Origin of the sequence: Flavobacterium sp. (genome assembly GCF_044361065.1) — a bacterium.
Classification (GTDB): Bacteria; Bacteroidota; Bacteroidia; order Flavobacteriales; family Flavobacteriaceae; genus Flavobacterium.
Genome location: NZ_JBIKJI010000003.1, coordinates 1 through 20,049 on the forward strand (window position 1 = coordinate 1; position 20,049 = coordinate 20,049).

Sequence of the window (20,049 nt, forward strand, 5' to 3'; positions counted from 1 at the left end):
AAAACCAACTCCAATGTTTGGGTTAAATCTAGATATTGACTGAAGACTTGGATCGGATATATTATAATTATAAGTTTGCAAACCAGTAGTGTTTACTTCATAGTTATTTCCACCAGCCTTAATACCCATAAATAAATTTAATGATTCATTTAATTTTACTTTATAAGAAAAGTCAACGGCTACAAATGTTTGTTTTTCAATAAAAACCTGATCTCTTACCACGGAAACACCAATCGCTAAATTGTTTTTTAGTGGTGACATAAATGATGCCGCTTGAGTTTGTGGTGCATCCTTAACACCAGCCCATTGTTGTCTAACACTAGTTCTGAATTGAGTTTCTCCGTTAACACTAACAGCGGCTGGATTAACTAAATTTAAATGATTACCATAAAAAGCTAGTATACTTTCTTGCTGAGCTAAAGCACTACTACTTATTAAAAGTAGTAGTACTATGCCAATATTTTGAATTTTTTTCATTGTATATTAATTTTACATTTAAATTATTTGGTAATATAAATCCAACCTTTGAAATCAATTGATCCATTTCCGTCTAAATCGATTTGATAGTAATAAGATGACGAATCAGGAATATTATTTCCATCGTTAACATAAGTACCATTCCAATCATTTTGATAATTATTTTTACTAAAAATTAAATCACCCCAACGGTTGTAAACTTTAACTGAATTGTTTGGATATTTTTCAATATTATTAATAAACCAAGTATCGTTAACACCATCTCCATTTGGAGTAATTGCTTCTGAAACATTAATTTCTACCAAATCACAAATATCACCTATTCCATCTTTATCAATATCCTCTTGACCTGGATTATAAATAAATGGACAGTTATCGTAACCATCTAATACACCGTCATTATCATCATCATTATCACAAGCATCACCCAATCCATCAGCGTCATTATCTGCTTGATTTGAATTCGCTTGAAAAGGACAGTTATCATTACTATCTAATACACCATCATTATCATCATCAGGGTCACAATTATCTGGAGAACCATCTAAATCATTATCACCTGTTACTGAAAAATCAACTGTTACAGTTACTATAGCAGTACCTGTTGAAACAATTCCATTAACATCTGTAACAGATAAAGTTACCGTGTTTGGACCTAAGTTTGCACAAGTAAAAGTATTTGGACTAACTGTAACAGAACTGATACCACAAGTATCTGTAGAACCATTATTAATTTGAGCTGGGGTAATAGTTGCTGAACCAGCTGCATTTAATAGAACTGTTAATGGTCGAGTAACCACTGTAGGGCCTACTTGATCTTGTACTGTAACCACAGCTGTAAGAGAATGTGTATTTCCACTAGCATCTGTAGCTGTTAAGGTTACCGTATTTGGTCCCACATTAGCACAAGTAAATGAAGTAGGACTCACTGTTAACGTAGCAATACTACAGTTATCAGAAGAACCATTATCTACTTGAGCAGCCGTTAGTGTTGCAGTACCCGCAGCATTCAATTGAAGCGTAAAAGGACGAGTAACTACTACTGGATTAGTAGTATCTGCAATAGTTACACTAGCTGTTGTAACACATCCTGTAGATACTACAGTTGATGTCGAAACGATTGTCATAGAATTAACTGATGAAGGTTTCACATAAACAGTTGAAGCATTTGTATTAGCTACATATGGTATAGTTGCTGCAGCATCAGTATATAAATCTGTAACTGGAGACCAAACTACTCTTGTAGTAAACAGAGCGTTTACTCTAAGATTTGGTCTAGTTGTTGTAGATGAAGGTAAATTAGCATTTGAACAAACATCAGAAGAATTATCTTGTGTTCTATATAAATTCAATCCAGTTGGAACAGTTGTTGACTCAATTGAAATTGAGTTAGCACTTGTACCTCCACCATTATTATTATTAAAACAAGTCTCAACTAATAAACTTGAAACACCATCCCATACTATAGGTGTTGACAATGGGAAATCAATATTTCCATTACCTGTAGTAGGTGTGTAATTTACAGGACCAAAAACACTATTGTTTGCTCCTGCAATAAAATCAGAACCTAAAGTAGTATCTGATACCAACCCTGCTTGAACTGTAAAATCATTCAATACTAAAGGAGTACCAGATAAAGCTTTATAACCAATACTTGTAATGTTCATCCCCGGAGTAACACCTAAAGCACTTAACTCAGCTGCAGTATACAATGCTTGAGTTTTTGAACCTCCCCAAAATCCTCTGAAAGGTGTTGAAGTAGTATTTACGGCAATGCCTGATCCTATTTTCCCATTAACACCTAAAGTTCCACCATTAACAGATAAACTTTGTATTTGATTAACACAAACAGCAGGATTAGCTGGAGTAATGCTCATCGTACTTGGCAATGCATTGACATTAGCAGTAAATGTAGCCGTTGTAGCACATAAACTTCCACCTGATTGAGAGGCGGTTAAAGTATAAGTAGTAGTTGCTGTTGGATTAAATGTCCATCCAGTAGTACTGTTTCCTGAAACTCCTGTAGAAGGAGTCCACGCATAGGTATTATAATTTGACGCACCAGTTGCAATAGTAACCGCAGACGTAGCACCACCATTACATATAGCAGCACTTGTACTACTTAATGTTAAAGCTGGAGCTGGGGTAACGGTAACTTGTACTGGAACTCTAGGAGAAGCACAAGCTACTAGACCATTAAATGTAAATCTTGGTCTATTAGAAGATGTCCCAAATGTTGTCATAACATCAGCCATTTCAGCTGGCGTTAAATTATCTGCTAATGTGTAATTTGTTGAAATAAAACCAACATTATCTACTTTCATTGTAGTAGATGTTGCCGTGTTAGCTGCTGGTACTCTTGACCAAGAAATAGACACTACAACATTTGAAGTTCCATCCCAAACAAAAGTACTTGCCGTTCCTGTTCCTGTTCCAAACGTTAAGTTATTTACTGTATTAGCTATTGGAGTAAAACCTTGATCAGTAAGTGTTCCTGTATATACTAAACTTAGTGCAGTATTTGCAAAAAAGCTTGAACCTGCTACGTCAGCCGTAGTAAGACCCATACGAACATTAAAACCTTGATACGTTTGACCTGAATCAGTTGGTTCAAAACCTAAAGAAGTAATTGGTCCTGCGTTTAATCCTGCCTGAATTAATTCAGAAGCTTTAATAATGTATTGTGTTTTAGCTCCACCCCATCCACCAGGCAAGAAACTTGATGCTGATGAACTAGAGTTAGTTGCACCAGAACCTAAAGCCGTACTACCTGTTGCCGTTGAAACTGCTGCAGCATAATAAGTTGTTGTTGCAGCAATAGTTGGTGTTGTAAATGAAACACCAGTACCTAATGAAGTACCACCTGTTGCAGCAGCATACCAATTAACAACAGCGCCAGCATTTGCTAATGCATTAATTGTAACTGTACCAGTTCCACAACGTGTTCCTGGAGAAGTTCCTGTTACAGCATTATTAAATACCACTGAAGAAACACTAGAATAACCAGGTGTACCACCACACGAAATCATTTTACAACGATATCTTGTTGGTACTGTTGGTGTAACAGATAAACTAGTAGCTGTTGCCGAAGCAATGTCTTGCCATGTAGCACCGTTGTCTATACTAGATTGCCATTGGAAAACTAAACCATCTGTAATACCAGTATAGCTTAAACTTAAACCTACAGATTCACCAAAACAAATTGAATTTGATGTAGCAATTGTAGAAACACTTGCTGGTGGGAAATTGTTCAATACGGTCATTAAAACTTGAGCAGAATTTGGTGCGTTAGTACAACCTGTGGTCTGGTTCGTATATGAAATAGAGTATGTAGTTGTAATAGCTGGTGAAACCGTTTGTGAGAAAACATTAGTTCCAGTGGCAATAGTTGAAGTACCATTTGCATCGGTAGCTGTCCATGTCGTATTATAATTTGCTGGTGGTGTAAAACGATATGCAAACGGACTTGCGATTGGATTAGTAGCAGAGGCAGTTGTACCCGAAGCATACGCTAAAACTCCGATTGTACCATCTCCGTTGTTGACCCCAATTAATTTATTTCTGTCTACGTTTGTAGAAGACACTACATGAACTTCAATAACACCCGTTGTTTCATAGAACACAGCTTGCATAGTACTAAATTTATCATCTCCTAACTCTTTTACTGCATTATAACTTACAATAAATTTTCTATTAGGCGCATACCCTTCTGACCAATATTTAATTGATCCTCCATTAGTCGCTGCTAAGCCATAATCCATAGCTAATAAAGCAATCATATTAAAAGGTTCTGAAGTACTTGGTAAAGTTGTAAATGTATAATCTCCAACATTTGGTGAAGCACCAAAAAACACAGTACCATTTGTACCTACACTAAGTGTATTATAATTCGTTCCAAAAAAATTAAAATTAAATCCAATTGGAATATTACTCCAACCCGAATCATCAAAATCATCAACATAACTGTAAGATAAATCGGGTAAAACTGTAGCTACTCCATTATTTATCAATGTAGCGGCGTTAGATGGAGGGAAACTGAAATTTGGAGTTATTGGTAAACTAATAAAGTTACCTGCGCTTAATCCTGAACCAATCGTAGCACTAGTTCCAGGACAAACCCCATCAGCAGTTGTTGTTACAGTAGCTGAAGGTAACGCATATACTCCAATTGATAAATATGTTTCAGTTGAACATAATCCTTTAGTAGCGGTTACTCTAATATCAGAAGTTTCTGTAACATTTACGGTTACTGATTGTCCTGTAGTTGCACTAAAAGTAGGACTTCCTCCTACACTACTCCAAGTATATGTAATCGATGGATCGTTTGGCGTTACTGTTAAAACCGTAGCACCACCTGCCCCACAGAAATAAGGAATACTTGCAGCTATAGCGGTTTGATTTACATTAATTTGAACCGCTGTTCTAGCACCCTCGCATGAACCATTATTTGTTGCTACATAAAGTGTTGTTGAAGCACAAACTGGTGCAGAATAGGTAGCACCTGTATAGATAGAGGCACCACCTGTTGCAGTGGAATACCAATCAAAGGTTGAACCACCAGTCGCTGTAAAGCTCACAGTTGTTCCTAAATTTACAGTAGCATTTGCTGGAGTAACGTTTGGAGCTGAAGGTGAAGGGGTTACGGTAACAACATCAGTACCAGTAAAGGTTGTGCCGTTTTTAACTAAAGAAACTGTACCTGTAATACCGCTACCAGCATAACCTGTAATCGAAGTATTAGATACAACAGTAAAAGCAGTTACTGCAGTACCACCAATAGATACCGCTGTAACACCTGACAAATTTGTACCTGTTATTGTAAAAGTACCTGAGTTAGCACACAATGTTAAAGGTGCCACTGAAGTAATTTGTGGTGCAGAATTTGACCAAGCATAAAAACGATTATTTGTTGGTGCAATAGGACCTGGAGCAACTGTAGCAGTAGCTCTTGAACCTGTTGCTGCTAAAGCACCTGTTCCTGAAGCTACACTTCTTACTGTCCATGGGCCATTTAATGCGCTAGACTCAGAAACAAAAAGTTGATCTTGTGTTCCAGTTAAAGCATCTTGACTGTTGTAATTTAAAGTAACTTTTGGATTTAGTCCCGTAACTGGAGTAACACCAGTTGCTATATCTGCATATTGAACTTTAAAAGCTCTTGTTCCGGTTGCAATACCCGTACCGGCAACAGTTGTAGTAGGAGCAGCAGTATCAGATACAGTTACTCTTGTTACACTTGAACCACCAGCAGTTGCAGGTGTAGAATCACCAGCATACCAAGTAAATGTCCCAGAGAATGGATAGTTAAATGTACTACTTCCTCCACGACCCGTTAAAGTCATTGAACCATTTTTGATGTACGAAAATGAAGTTCCAAATGTTGAAGTTGTACCTCCATAACCATTCCAGGTAAACAATAAATTATTCCCTCCTAAATCTAATACATTTCCTGTACCATTAGTACTTGCTGTCATTGAAAAAGGTGAAGAACCAAATAAAGTCAAACCTGAAGTTAAGTTCATTCCCATTGCACCCGAACCAGCAATGGTAAGCGTATTAATCTTACGATTTGCAGGAATAGCAGCATCATCACCTTGTACCACAGCTGTAGTAGCAGGCAAATAAAAACCAGTTGTTAAGTTATATAAACCTATACGAGCAGTAAAACCGCTTGCAACAGTAGTAAAAGTACCCCCTGTCACAGTAGCTGAAGTTGTACCCACACCTACAGATGGCGCAGTAACATAGCCGTAACCCGAATTTGTCATTGTAAAGTTTGAAATCTGTCCATTACCACCAATTATAGCTGTAGCCGCAGGCAAACAGTTTGCTGGGAAAGCTAAAGTAGCTGTTCCAGAAGAAAATGCAAGTGTTGGTAAGGTAGAATATAAAGCATTACCACTCGTTAAATATACTGAAACTACTTTCCCATCATTAACTGTTATAGTAAAGTTTCCAGTTGCTAAAGCAGTACCAGAAACTAACGTACCACCTGTAACCGTTACAGTAGGTGCAGTTGTATATCCAGAACCTGGATTAGTAACCAAGTTCAATGCGGTTGGCAATGAAAAACCAACTTGAGGCGCTACAGTATAGTTTACCCCACCACTAGTAGCAAAAACATTACCCACACCAGAAGAGGCTTGCTCGTTGGTTGGCGCTAATATACTAGCTCCTTGATCATTATTAATTGTAAGACCACCTGAGATTGTAGCTGCTCCCCCACCTTTTGTAAATAAACTATTAGTTGGACCTGCAATTGAGGTGAATACCACAGCAGTTGCTGTAGCACCTGAACCCGAAGTACTTAAATCACCTCTACTAAATACAACTGATGGAACAGAAGTAAAGCCAGAACCACGTTGTATAATATTTAAACTTCTAACCGTACCAGTTGCCAAATCAAAATTAGGCGATACTTTTGCAACCGAACCGATATAAAGTAAATTTCCAACTAACCCAGATGTATGAACTGGCATACTTGCAGCAGTTCCAGGGGCAGTTATAGATGTTGCTTGATAATAATTATTTCCATGGAAATAAATTGTTCCAGTTGTTAAAGCAGCTGTTAAACTAGTAAATGGTGTTCCAATAGTCCCAACAGTACCAATATACAATAATGTTGGTCCACTTGTTGCAAATGTAGCTTGTAAGTCTGTAGATGTAGGTGCAGTTGCATTAAACGTCCCTCCAGTAGTACATAAATATACATTATTACCACTTACATAACGTGTTCCAGCAGCAGCAGCAGCACCACTAGCATATTGAGTTACCGCTGTTCCAAAAACAACAGGTGCTACAGGATACAATGTTCCCATATTGGTTACTGCAATACTTGCCAAACGGTTATTGAAAGATTGTCCGTATACTTGAGCTGTATTATCGATAGTTAATTTTCCATTAGTATTTAATGAACCAGCCGAATGGATTAATGTTGTCGAAACAATTAAATTATTTGATGTAGTAATAGAGTTACTACCTGTATTTTGAAAATATAAGTTTCTTATAATTCCAGATGTTCCACCTTGAAAATCTCCTGCTCCACTTAATGTTGAACCTGAACCGTTAAAGTTTAATGTTGCTAAAGCCAAATTGGCATAACCTTCATTTATAAAATTTCGAGCTATGTTAATAGTTGGGTGAGAAGTAGCAGTTTGAGAAGTACTAGTTGTGTATGCTAACAAACCACCAGTAGCCCCAATTGTCAAATCTTCTGAAACCGTCATAGCGTTAGCTGTACCATTCCATTGTAATGTACCATTGACCGTAATATTTCTGTAATTTAATACTTGATCTACAGTAACAATTACGCCAGCAGGAATAGTAACGTCATTACCTGAACCAGGTACAACTCCGCCAGCCCAAGTAGCTGGTGAAGACCAAAGTCCTCCTTGAACAACATTAAAACTAGCCGGAGCCGCAGAAACAACATTTATTTCATCTAAAGATACAGCAGGTGATGGACCTAATGAACCATCATTTTTCCACTCAAAAACTAATCTATAACTATTTCCAGGTGTAAGTGCTACTGTCCCAGTAAAACTCTGATATGTAGTTAAAGCATTAAAATTTCCCCCAACTTGAGTAATGCCAGCACCGGATGCTATTTGTGTCCCAACGATTGGAACATAAGTTACTGGCACAACCCACACCCTCATATAATCACAACATGATTCTCCAGCTGACTTCCATTTAAAACTAACATTTAACAATGGTTGATTTGAAGGTATTGTAACATCCCTATATATAGAAGACACCGCCGCTGAATTGACGTCATAAGCATAAGTAGCTCCTGTAGAACTTGACGAAATATAAGCGCAATTTGCACCAGCAGAAGGCACACTAACAGAACCCAGCCACCACTTATTGGTTTGAGTACCATTAACAGCCGTCCAGTTGTTTGCTGCTAAAGTCGCTCCATTTTCAAACCCTCCATCACCTGTAGGTGAAATCAATGTAGTTTGTCCTTGTACAAAAACAAAAGAAAACAAAGCTACAAACACCATTACAAACGAAAACCAGTTTCGTTTTGTAGCCGTGTACGATGTGCTCTCTTGTTTTTGAGATTGTGGTGTTCCTGATGAAATACAGGAAACAACCGAATCGTAATTGTTTATCATAATAAGTAATTTAGTTTAATATGTGTAATTCACAAATATATTTAAATTTTTTATATAAACAAACAATACTTAAAAAAAATACAAAAAATGTAAACTCTTGTTAAAATACCCTTATTATCATTTCAAAATAAACAAAAAAAACTTCTCAATTTTATGAGAAGTTTCTATTTTTATGCTTGACCGGTTGGTCCGAAATTTAAAGGTATGGGCGGATGCTCTTCCTCTTTTATTTGTCCGTGTGTGCTTTCGAAACGATGAATGTTTTCGTTTAATGCTTTTAATAAGCGTTTGGCGTGTTGTGGCGTTAATATAATTCTAGATTTTACTTTTGCTTTAGGAACGCCTGGCATTAAAGCAATAAAATCTAATACAAATTCGGTATTCGAATGGTTGATTATGGCTAGATTGGAATAGGTTCCTTCTGCTACTTTTTCGTCTAGTTCAATATTGATTTGACCTTCTTGGTTGTTGTTTTCCATTTTTATTGGGTATTAGGTGTTAGGTATTAGGTAATGGGTAAATAATAATTTCTTACTTTTGACTTTTGACTTTCGTCTAATGCAATAATACAAAAACCTTTTGATTTAAAAAAAAGCCTAACAGAAAAATCTGATAGGCCCTTTTTAGTATATTAAGAAAAAGAATTAGTAATTAAATTCTTCTTTTCCAGCCATTAATTCGCTGTATTCTTCTTTAGAACCTACAATAATGTTATCGTAATCTCTCATACCTGTACCTGCAGGAATTCTGTGACCTACGATTACATTTTCTTTCAATCCTTCTAAGGTATCAATTTTACCAGCAACAGCTGCTTCGTTTAATACTTTAGTTGTTTCCTGGAACGATGCCGCAGAAATGAAAGATTTTGTTTGTAACGAAGCTCTTGTAATACCTTGTAAAACTGGTGTTGCAGTAGCCGTAATTACATCTCTTGCAGAAACTAAGTTTTTATCTTCACGTTTTAATAATGAATTTTCATCTCTTAATTCTCTTGGAGAAATAATTTGTCCTGGTTTTAAGCTTGAAGAATCACCTGCTTCTTCTACCACTTTCATTCCGTATAACTTATCGTTTTCTAAAATGAAGTCTGAAGTATGTGCTAATTGATCTTCTAAGAATAATGTATCTCCTGGGTCTTGGATTCTTACTTTTCTCATCATTTGACGAATCACTACTTCGAAGTGTTTGTCATTGATTTTTACCCCTTGTAAACGGTACACCTCTTGAATTTCATTTACCAAGTACTGTTGTACAGCAGATGGCCCTTGAATTCTTAAGATGTCTTCTGGAGTAATTGCTCCGTCTGATAAAGGCGTTCCTGCTCTTACGAAGTCATTTTCTTGAACTAAGATTTGAGCTGAAAGTTTTACTAAATATTTCTTAACATCTCCGAATTTAGATTCAATTGATAACTCACGGTTACCTCTTTTCACTTTTCCGAAAGTAACTACACCATCAATTTCAGTAACTACTGCAGGGTTTGAAGGATTACGAGCTTCTAACAACTCGGTAATTCTTGGTAAACCTCCTGTAATATCACTTGCTTTAGATGAACGACGAGGAATTTTTACAAGAATTTTTCCTGCTTTAATTTTCTCACCATCATCAACCATAAGGTGTGCTCCTACTGGTAAATTGTATGATCTAATTAATTCACCATCTTTACCATAAATATGTAAAGTTGGAATTAATTTTTTATTACGACCTTCAGAAATTACTTTTTCTTGGAAACCAGTTTGCTCATCAATTTCAACCATAAATGATTGTCCTTGTTCTAGATCTTCATAAGCAATTTTACCTGTAAATTCAGATACAATTACTCCATTATAAGGATCCCACTTACATATTGTTGCTCCTTTTTCTACTTTATCTCCGTCTTTCACGAAAATGGTAGAACCATAAGGAATATTATGTGTACTTAATAAAATACCTGTATTAACATCTACTAATTTTAATTCAGTAGAACGAGAAATTACGATATCGATAGCATTACCATCAGCATCTTCTCCTTTTACTGTTTTTAAATCTTCGATTTCTAATTTTCCAGCAAAACGTGCAGAAATTCCTGCTTCTTCAGAAATACCTCCAGCAACCCCTCCAACGTGGAACGTACGAAGTGTTAACTGTGTACCTGGCTCTCCAATTGACTGCGCAGCAATTACTCCGACAGCTTCACCTCTTTGTGCCATTTTACCAGTTGCTAAATTACGACCGTAACATTTTGTACAGATTCCTTTTTTAGCTTCACAAGTTAATGCTGAACGCACTTCTACTTTTTCAATTGGTGATGCCTCAACAGCTTTTACAATTGCTTCTGTAATGTGTTCACCTGCATGAATTAAAACTTCAGAGTTGAATGGATTAACAACATCTTGTAATGCTACACGTCCTAAAATTCTTTCTCCTAAGGTTTCTACAATTTCTTCGTTTTTCTTTAATGCTGAAACTTCAACACCTCTTAATGTTCCACAGTCTACAGAATTGATAATAACATCTTGAGATACATCATGTAACCTTCTTGTTAAATATCCTGCATCGGCAGTTTTAAGAGCTGTATCCGCTAATCCTTTACGTGCACCGTGAGTAGAAATGAAGTATTCTAAAATTGATAAACCTTCTTTAAAGTTAGAAAGAATTGGATTTTCAATAATTTCACCACCACCTGCAGTAGATTTTTTAGGCTTAGCCATTAATCCACGCATACCAGTTAACTGACGAATTTGTTCTTTAGAACCCCTTGCACCAGAGTCAAGCATCATATATACCGAGTTGAAACCTTGTTGGTCTTCACGGATATTTTTCATAGCTAATTCCGTTAATTGTGCATTGGCAGATGTCCAAATATCAATTACCTGATTGTAACGCTCGTTGTTTGTGATAAGTCCCATATTATAGTTCATAGAAATACCTTCTACTTGTACACGAGCATCAGCAATTAATTGCGTTTTTTGTTCTGGAATACGAATATCACCTAAACTGAATGACAATCCACCTTTGAAAGCGAATTTGTAACCCATATCTTTCATATCATCTAAGAAAGCTGCTGTAGTAGGTACATCCGTAACCGATAAAATTTTACCAATAATATCTCTTAACGATTTTTTTGTTAAAACTTCATTGATATATCCTGCAGCTTCAGGTACTACTTCATTAAATAATACTCTACCTGCTGTAGTTTGAATAATTTGGTTTACTAACTCTCCATTTTCATTAAAATCTCTTGCTCTAATTTTCACTCGAGCATTTAATTCTAATCTTCCTTCGTTTAAAGCAATATTTACTTCTTCCGCAGAATAGAAAGTTAATCCTTCTCCTAAAATTGGATGTTCCGGAGTTGATAAACGCTCTTTGGTCATGTAGTACAGACCTAATACCATGTCTTGAGAAGGTACCGTGATAGGTGCTCCATTCGCAGGATTCAAGATATTGTGAGACGCTAACATTAATAATTGTGCTTCCAAAATTGCTTCTGGACCTAAAGGTAAGTGAACCGCCATCTGGTCACCATCGAAATCGGCGTTGAATGCCGTACATACTAATGGGTGTAACTGGATTGCTTTTCCTTCAATTAACTTTGGTTGGAACGCTTGGATACCTAAACGGTGAAGTGTAGGCGCACGGTTTAGTAATACTGGATGACCTTTGATAACATTTTCTAAGATATCCCATACTACTGGTTCTTTTTTGTCGATAATTTTCTTAGCCGACTTCACTGTTTTAACAATTCCTCTTTCGATTAACTTACGAATAACGAATGGTTTGTATAATTCAGCAGCCATATCTTTTGGTAATCCACATTCGAACAATTTCATTTCTGGACCAACAACAATTACAGAACGAGCAGAATAATCTACACGTTTTCCTAATAAGTTTTGACGGAAACGACCTTGTTTTCCTTTTAATGAATCGGATAAAGATTTTAATGGTCTGTTTGATTCTGTTTTAACTGCAGAAGCTTTTCTTGTATTATCGAAAAGTGAATCTACCGCTTCTTGTAACATACGTTTTTCATTACGTAAAATTACTTCTGGCGCTTTAATTTCCACTAATCTTTTTAAACGATTGTTACGGATGATTACTCTTCTGTATAAATCATTTAAATCTGAAGTTGCGAAACGACCACCATCTAAAGGCACAAGAGGACGTAATTCTGGTGGAATAACCGGAATTACCTTTAAAATCATCCATTCTGGACGATTTTCTCTGTTTTTGTTAGATTCACGGAAAGATTCAACAACATTCAATCTTTTTAATGCTTCTGTTTTTCTTTGTTTAGACGTTTCGTTATTAGCTGCGTGACGTAATTTGTATGATAACTCATCTAAATCAGTACGTGCTAATAAATCCATAATACATTCAGCACCCATTTTGGCGATAAATTTATTTGGATCGTTATCGTCTAAATATTGGTTTTCCATTGGTAAAGTATCCACAATATTTAGATATTCTTCTTCTGTTAAGAAATCCAATCTGTTTAATTCTTCTCCTTCTGGACCTTTAGCTATACCGGCTTGAATTACTACATATCTTTCGTAGTAAATAATCATATCTAATTTCTTAGATGGTAATCCTAAAACGTAACCAATTTTATTTGGAAGTGAACGGAAATACCAGATATGAGCAATTGGCACCACAAGATTGATGTGCCCTACTCTGTCTCTACGTACTTTTTTCTCAGTAACTTCCACCCCACATCGGTCACATACGATTCCTTTGTAGCGTATTCTTTTATATTTTCCACAAGCACATTCGAAATCTTTTACTGGTCCGAAAATTCGTTCACAGAAAAGTCCATCTCTTTCAGGTTTGTGTGTACGGTAGTTGATGGTTTCAGGTTTTAATACCTCACCTCTTGATTCACCTAACATGGCTTCTGGCGATGCCAAACCAATTGTTATTCTGTTAAATCTTTTAACTCCTGTACTTTTGTCTTTGTTATTTCTATTATTCATCATAGTTTTTACTATTGATTTATGTGCAATTTAAAATTGATTCTTATTTAAGTCGAAAGTCAAATGTCATAATGTTTATAAAGTCACGAATGACTTTAGACTTTGGACTTTCAAACTTTTGACTTAAAAACTACCTCGGCTTACTTCTCTAAACTTCAACATTAACGTTGTAAGTGCTAATTATATTTCTATAAAAAATCGGAACGGTTTACGGGTATAAATCCTAAAAACTCTTTATTAATATAGTGTTCAGTGTTCAGTTTTTAGTGTTCAGACTGACTACTAAAAACTGACCACTGAATACTGAAATTATTCTTCTAATCTGATATCTAAACCAAGACCTTTTAATTCATGCATTAATACATTGAATGATTCAGGTAATCCTGGTTCTGGCATAGTTTCACCTTTTACGATAGCTTCGTACGTTTTAGCTCTACCATTAACGTCATCTGATTTAACAGTTAAGATTTCTCTTAAAGTACTTGATGCACCGTATGCTTCAAGTGCCCAAACCTCCATCTCTCCGAAACGTTGACCTCCAAATTGCGCTTTACCTCCTAAAGGTTGTTGCGTAATTAATGAGTATGGTCCGATAGAACGTGCGTGCATCTTGTCATCCACCATATGCCCTAATTTAAGCATATAGATAACTCCAACAGTTGCTGGTTGATGGAAACGCTCTCCAGTTCCACCATCGTATAAATACGTATGACCGAATCTTGGAATTCCAGCTTCGTCAGTATAGCCATTAATTTGATCTAATGAAGCACCATCAAAGATAGGCGTTGCAAACTTTTTACCAGTTTTTAAACCTGCCCAACCTAATACGGTTTCATAAATCTGTCCAATGTTCATACGAGAAGGTACTCCTAATGGATTTAATACGATATCTACTGGTGTTCCGTCTTCTAAGAAAGGCATATCTTCTTGACGAACGATTTTAGCAACAATACCTTTGTTACCGTGACGTCCTGCCATTTTATCCCCAACTTTTAACTTACGTTTTTTAGCGATATATACTTTAGCTAATTTTAAAATTCCAGCAGGTAATTCATCTCCAACAGAAATTGTAAATTTCTCTCTTCTAAGTACTCCTTGTAAATCGTTTAATTTGATTTTATAGTTGTGTACTAAATCGTTAATTAATGAATTGGTATGTTCGTCTGTAGTCCATTGACCTTTTGTTAAGTGAGCAAAATCGTCTACAGCTTGTAACATTTTTTTAGTGAATTTTTTACCTTTTGGTAGTACTTCTTCACCTAAATCATTAATAACACCTTGAGAAGTTTTCCCGTCTACGATTAAGAATAATTTATCAATTAACCTGTCTTTTAATTCGGTGAATTTCACTTCGAATTCGATTTCAAGTTTGTCTAAATCTTCTTTATCTTTAGAACGCTTACGTTTGTCTTTAACTGCTTTAGCAAATAATTTTTTATCTAAAACTACACCGTGTAATGAAGGAGACGCTTTTAATGAAGCATCTTTTACATCACCCGCTTTATCACCAAAGATAGCACGTAATAATTTTTCTTCTGGAGTTGGGTCTGATTCCCCTTTAGGTGTAATTTTTCCGATAAGAATGTCGCCAGGTTTCACCTCTGCTCCAATTCGTATCATTCCATTTTCATCTAAATCTTTAGTAGCTTCTTCAGAAACGTTAGGTATATCGTTAGTTAACTCTTCATTACCTAATTTAGTATCTCTAACTTCTAATGAATAATCATCAACGTGAATAGATGTAAAAATATCATCTCTAACTACTTTTTCAGAAATTACAATTGCATCCTCAAAGTTATACCCTTTCCAAGGCATAAAGGCAACTTGTAGGTTTCTTCCTAAAGCCAATTCTCCGTTTTGAGTAGCATATCCTTCACAAAGTACTTGACCTTTTTCCACTCTAGAACCTTTTCTTACGATAGGTTTTAAGTTAATAGTAGTACTTTGATTGGTTTTTCTGAATTTGATTAAGTTATAAGATTTTTCATCTTCATCAAAACTTACCATTCTTTGTTCGTCAGTACGGTCGTATTTAATAGTTACTTTATTAGCATCTACATACGTTACAATACCAGCACCTTCTGCATTAATAAGCACACGAGAATCAGACGCAACTTGTCTTTCTAAACCAGTTCCTACAATAGGCGCTTCTGGTCTTAATAAAGGTACTGCCTGACGCATCATGTTAGAACCCATCAAGGCTCTATTCGCATCATCATGCTCTAAGAATGGAATTAATGAAGCTGAAATAGAAGCAATTTGATTTGGTGCTACATCTGTATAATGTACTGCAGATGGAGAAACCACAGGGAAATCTCCTTCTTCACGAGCAATTACATTAGCAGCAGTAATTTTACCTTTAGCATCCATTTCAATGTTTGCTTGTGCAATCATTTTTCCTTCTTCTTCTTCTGCACTTAAATAAACTGGAGTTGACTCTAAATCTACTACACCATCAGTTACCTTACGGTAAGGTGTTTCGATGAATCCCATTCCATTTACTTTTGCATATACACCAAGTGAAGAAATCAAACCAATGTTTGGACCCTCAGGTGTTTCAATAGGACATAAACGTCCGTAATGAGTATAGTGAACGTCACGAACCTCAAATCCGGCTCTTTCTCTGGATAAACCTCCAGGTCCAAGTGCTGATAAACGACGTTTGTGAGTAATCTCTGCTAATGGATTCGTTTGATCCATAAACTGAGATAACTGGTTTGTACCAAAGAACGAATTAATTACAGATGATAACGTTTTAGCGTTAATCAAATCGATAGGAGTAAATACTTCGTTATCACGTACATTCATTCTTTCACGAATAGTACGCGCCATACGAGCTAAACCTACACCAAACTGTGCTGATAATTGTTCACCAACAGTTCTAACACGACGGTTAGATAAGTGGTCAATATCATCAATCTCAGCTTTTGAATTAATTAATTCTATTAAGTATTTTACAATCGTAATGATATCTTCTTTCGTTAAAACTTGTTTGTCCATAGGGATGTCTAAGTTTAACTTTTTATTCATTCTGTAACGACCTACATCACCTAAATTGTAACGTTGGTCAGAGAAGAATAATTTGTCGATAATACCACGAGCCGTTTCTTCATCAGGCGGTTCGGCATTACGTAATTGTCTATATATATGCTCTACGGCTTCTTTTTCAGAGTTCGTAGGGTCTTTTTGCAATGTATTGTGAATAATAGCGAAATCGGCTTGATTGCTATCTTCTTTGTGTAATAAAATTACTTTAACATCTGCTTCAATAATTTCTTCAACGTTTTCTTTATCTAAAATCGTATCACGATCTAAGATAATTTCATTACGCTCAATTGAAACTACTTCGCCAGTGTCCTCATCAACGAAATCTTCATGCCAAGTATTTAATACACGAGCAGCAAGTCTTCTTCCGATGAATTTTTTGATTCCAGTTTTTGATACTTTAATTTCTTCCGCGAGGTCGAATATTTCAAGAATATCCTTATCTCTTTCGAAACCTATGGCACGGAATAGCGTAGTAACTGGTAATTTTTTCTTTCTATCAATGTACGCATACATTACGTTGTTGATATCGGTTGCAAATTCTATCCAAGAACCTTTGAAAGGAATTACTCTGGCAGAATATAATTTAGTTCCGTTTGCGTGGAAAGATTGACCAAAGAAAACCCCTGGTGATCTATGTAATTGAGAAACCACAACACGTTCTGCACCATTAATAACGAAAGTTCCGCTTGGCGCCATATATGGAATAGTTCCTAAATATACATCTTGTACGATAGTTTCAAAATCCTCGTGCTCTGGATCTGTACAATACAATTTCAAACGTGCTTTTAAAGGAACGCTATACGTTAAACCTCTATCAATACATTCTTCGATTGTATATCTTGGTGGGTCAATAAAGTAATCTAGGAACTCCAATACAAATTGGTTTCTAGTATCCGTTATTGGAAAATTTTCCATGAAGGTATTATAAAGACCTTCGTTACCTCTTTCGTCTGATTTAGTTTCTAATTGAAAAAAATCTTGAAATGACTTCACCTGAATATCTAGAAAATCTGGATAATTCGGAATGTTTTTTGTCGAGGCAAAATTGATTCTTTCTGTTTGATTAGCAATCATCAATGGATAATATTTTTGATTAAAAAAAAGTAATTTTTGTGATAACACAACATTTATAAAATATTTTATACTTTTTTTTTACAACCAATACATCTTTAAAAACAAATAAAATTTATTTTTTTTCTTCGTATTGATTTAAAAAAACATTTTTCGAAATTATAAAACTATATAATTTTATTATACGAAAAATGGTTTAGGTCGTTGGAAACGATTTCCAAGACCTAAACCTGTATTTCAAACTGGGTGAGATTATTTTAACTCAACAACAGCTCCTGCTTCTTCTAAAGCTTTCTTAAGCCCTTCAGCCTCATCTTTAGAAACGCCTTCTTTAACATTTGCTGGAGCAGCATCTACTAAATCTTTAGCTTCTTTAAGACCTAAACCAGTTAATTCTTTAACCGCTTTAACTACTCCTAATTTAGAAGCACCAGCTTCTTTTAATACTACTGTAAATTCTGATTGCTCAGCACCAGCACCAGCATCACCACCACCAGCAGCAACTACTACAGCTGCAGCAGCAGGCTCGATACCATACTCGTCTTTTAATATTGTTGCTAATTCGTTAACTTCTTTTACTGTTAAATTAACTAATTGTTCTGCGAATTGTTTTAAATCTGCCATTTTTTCTATCTTTAATGTGTTTAAAATATGTAATTTATTAAGTGCGTTTTGTTTTGTTATTCTGCAGCTTCACCTTTAGTTTCAGCATTGTTTAATAAAGCTGAAAGGATACGTTTAGCTGGAGATTGTAATAATCCGATGATTTCACCGATAACTTCTTCTCTAGATTTAATAGCTACTAAACTATCTAAAAGTTCGTCACCAATGTAAACTTCTTGATTAATATATGCTCCTTTTAAAACAGGTTTTTGTCCTTTTTTACGGAATTCTTTAATAATTTTTGCAGGACCATTTGCGGTATCTGCAATCATTATAGAAGTATTTCCTTTTAAAGTTGATGATAAATCTCCATAGTCGTTTGCAGAAACCTCCATAGCTTTCGCTAATAAAGTGTTTTTAATAACTTCTAATTTGATTCCTGCTTTAAAACAAGCTCTTCTTAAGTCTGAAGTAGTCCCTGCATCAAGTCCAGAAATGTCTGCTAAATACACAACATTCACATCTGCTAACTGTGCAGTTAAATCTTCAATAGCAATTGATTTTTCTTCTCTAGTCATACTAAATATATTTAACTACCAATTATACTGCTTTAGGATCTAAAGCGATAGCAGGACTCATAGTACTTGTTAAGTGAATAGACTTAATGTAAGTACCTTTCGCTGCAGTTGGTTTTAATTTGATTAATGTTTGAACAATTTCGTGTGCATTGTCATAGATTTTATCAGCATCGAAAGATACTCTACCTATTCCTGCATGAACGATACCAGTTTTATCAACTTTAAAGTCAATTTTACCAGCTTTTACTTCTTGAATTGCTTTAGCAACATCCATTGTTACTGTACCTGTTTTAGGGTTTGGCATTAAACCTCTTGGTCCTAAAACACGTCCTAATGGACCTAATTTACCCATAACAGCTGGCATAGTGATAATTACATCAACATCTGTCCAACCATCTTTGATTTTTTGAAGGTAGTCATCTAAACCAACGTGGTCTGCACCTGCTGCTTTAGCTTCCGCTTCTTTATCTGGAGTAACTAAGGCTAAAACTCTTACATCTTTACCTGTACCGTGTGGTAATGCAACCACACCTCTTACCATTTGATTTGCTTTTCTTGGATCTACTCCAAGTCTAACAGAGATATCAACTGATTCATCAAACTTTGCAGAAGCAATTTGTTTGATTAATACTGAAGCATCTTTTAAAGAATATAATTTATTCTTTTCAATTTTTGCTGCAGCTTCTTTTTGCTTTTTTGTCAATTTTGCCATATCTCTTATTTTAGAGGAGAATCTCCAGTTACAGTTATACCCATAGATCTAGCTGTTCCAGCAATCATACTCATTGCAGCTTCCATTGTGAATGCATTTAAATCTGCCATTTTATCTTCAGCGATTGCCTTAATCTGATCCCAAGTAACGCTTGCTACTTTTTTACGATTAGGCTCTCCTGAACCAGACTTTAATTTTGCAGCATCCATTAATTGAACCGCAGCAGGTGGAGTTTTTACAACAAAGTCAAAAGACTTGTCTTTATATACAGTAATTTGTACTGGACATATTTTGCCGGGTTTATCTTGTGTTCTAGCATTAAATTGCTTACAGAACTCCATGATGTTAACTCCAGCAGCTCCCAAAGCAGGTCCAACCGGTGGCGACGGGTTCGCAGCACCTCCCTTAACTTGTAGTTTAACTACTTTACTAACTTCTTTAGCCATTTTTTAAATTTTTACATTAACCATTGGAAGCGATTAATGCGG

Annotated in this window: 9 protein-coding genes; all 9 read right to left on the reverse strand. The window is 35.7% G+C overall.

Translation table 11 applies throughout. The features are described 5' to 3' along the window. The coding region (locus ACIQ11_RS00425; RefSeq protein WP_396151776.1) for a PorP/SprF family type IX secretion system membrane protein at window positions 1–477 on the reverse strand (477 nt) is incomplete at its 3' end. Between the two features lie 23 nt (window positions 478–500). Further along, window positions 501–8,597, reverse strand: a complete 8,097-nt coding sequence (locus ACIQ11_RS00430; RefSeq protein WP_396151778.1) for a gliding motility-associated C-terminal domain-containing protein — start codon at window positions 8,595–8,597, stop codon at window positions 501–503. 170 nt (window positions 8,598–8,767) lie between these two features. Next, the gene (locus tag ACIQ11_RS00435; protein ID WP_353150085.1) at window positions 8,768–9,076 is read right to left on the reverse strand and encodes a DUF3467 domain-containing protein; all 309 of its coding nucleotides are present in this window, start codon (window positions 9,074–9,076) and stop codon (window positions 8,768–8,770) included. Window positions 9,077–9,241: 165 nt separating this feature from the next. Then, complete coding sequence (gene rpoC, locus ACIQ11_RS00440; protein ID WP_396151780.1) at window positions 9,242–13,552, reverse strand: DNA-directed RNA polymerase subunit beta'; 4,311 nt, start codon at window positions 13,550–13,552, stop codon at window positions 9,242–9,244. 306 nt (window positions 13,553–13,858) lie between these two features. Then, on the reverse strand, window positions 13,859–17,671 hold the full coding sequence (gene rpoB / locus ACIQ11_RS00445; protein WP_396151782.1) for a DNA-directed RNA polymerase subunit beta: 3,813 nt from the start codon (window positions 17,669–17,671) through the stop codon (window positions 13,859–13,861). 249 nt (window positions 17,672–17,920) lie between these two features. Further along, window positions 17,921–18,292, reverse strand: coding sequence for a 50S ribosomal protein L7/L12 (gene rplL, locus ACIQ11_RS00450; protein ID WP_396148349.1), 372 nt, complete (start codon window positions 18,290–18,292; stop codon window positions 17,921–17,923). A 56-nt stretch (window positions 18,293–18,348) separates the two neighbouring features. After that, window positions 18,349–18,849 (reverse strand): 50S ribosomal protein L10, encoded by a 501-nt coding sequence (rplJ, locus tag ACIQ11_RS00455; RefSeq protein WP_396151784.1) that lies wholly within the window; start codon window positions 18,847–18,849, stop codon window positions 18,349–18,351. Between the two features lie 22 nt (window positions 18,850–18,871). Next, window positions 18,872–19,561: a 50S ribosomal protein L1 gene (gene rplA, locus ACIQ11_RS00460; protein ID WP_166075916.1), complete on the reverse strand. Its 690-nt coding sequence runs from the start codon at window positions 19,559–19,561 to the stop codon at window positions 18,872–18,874. 5 nt (window positions 19,562–19,566) lie between these two features. Beyond that, window positions 19,567–20,007, reverse strand: a complete 441-nt coding sequence (gene rplK, locus ACIQ11_RS00465) for a 50S ribosomal protein L11 (protein WP_091309369.1) — start codon at window positions 20,005–20,007, stop codon at window positions 19,567–19,569. Between the last annotated feature and the right edge of the window lie 42 nt (window positions 20,008–20,049).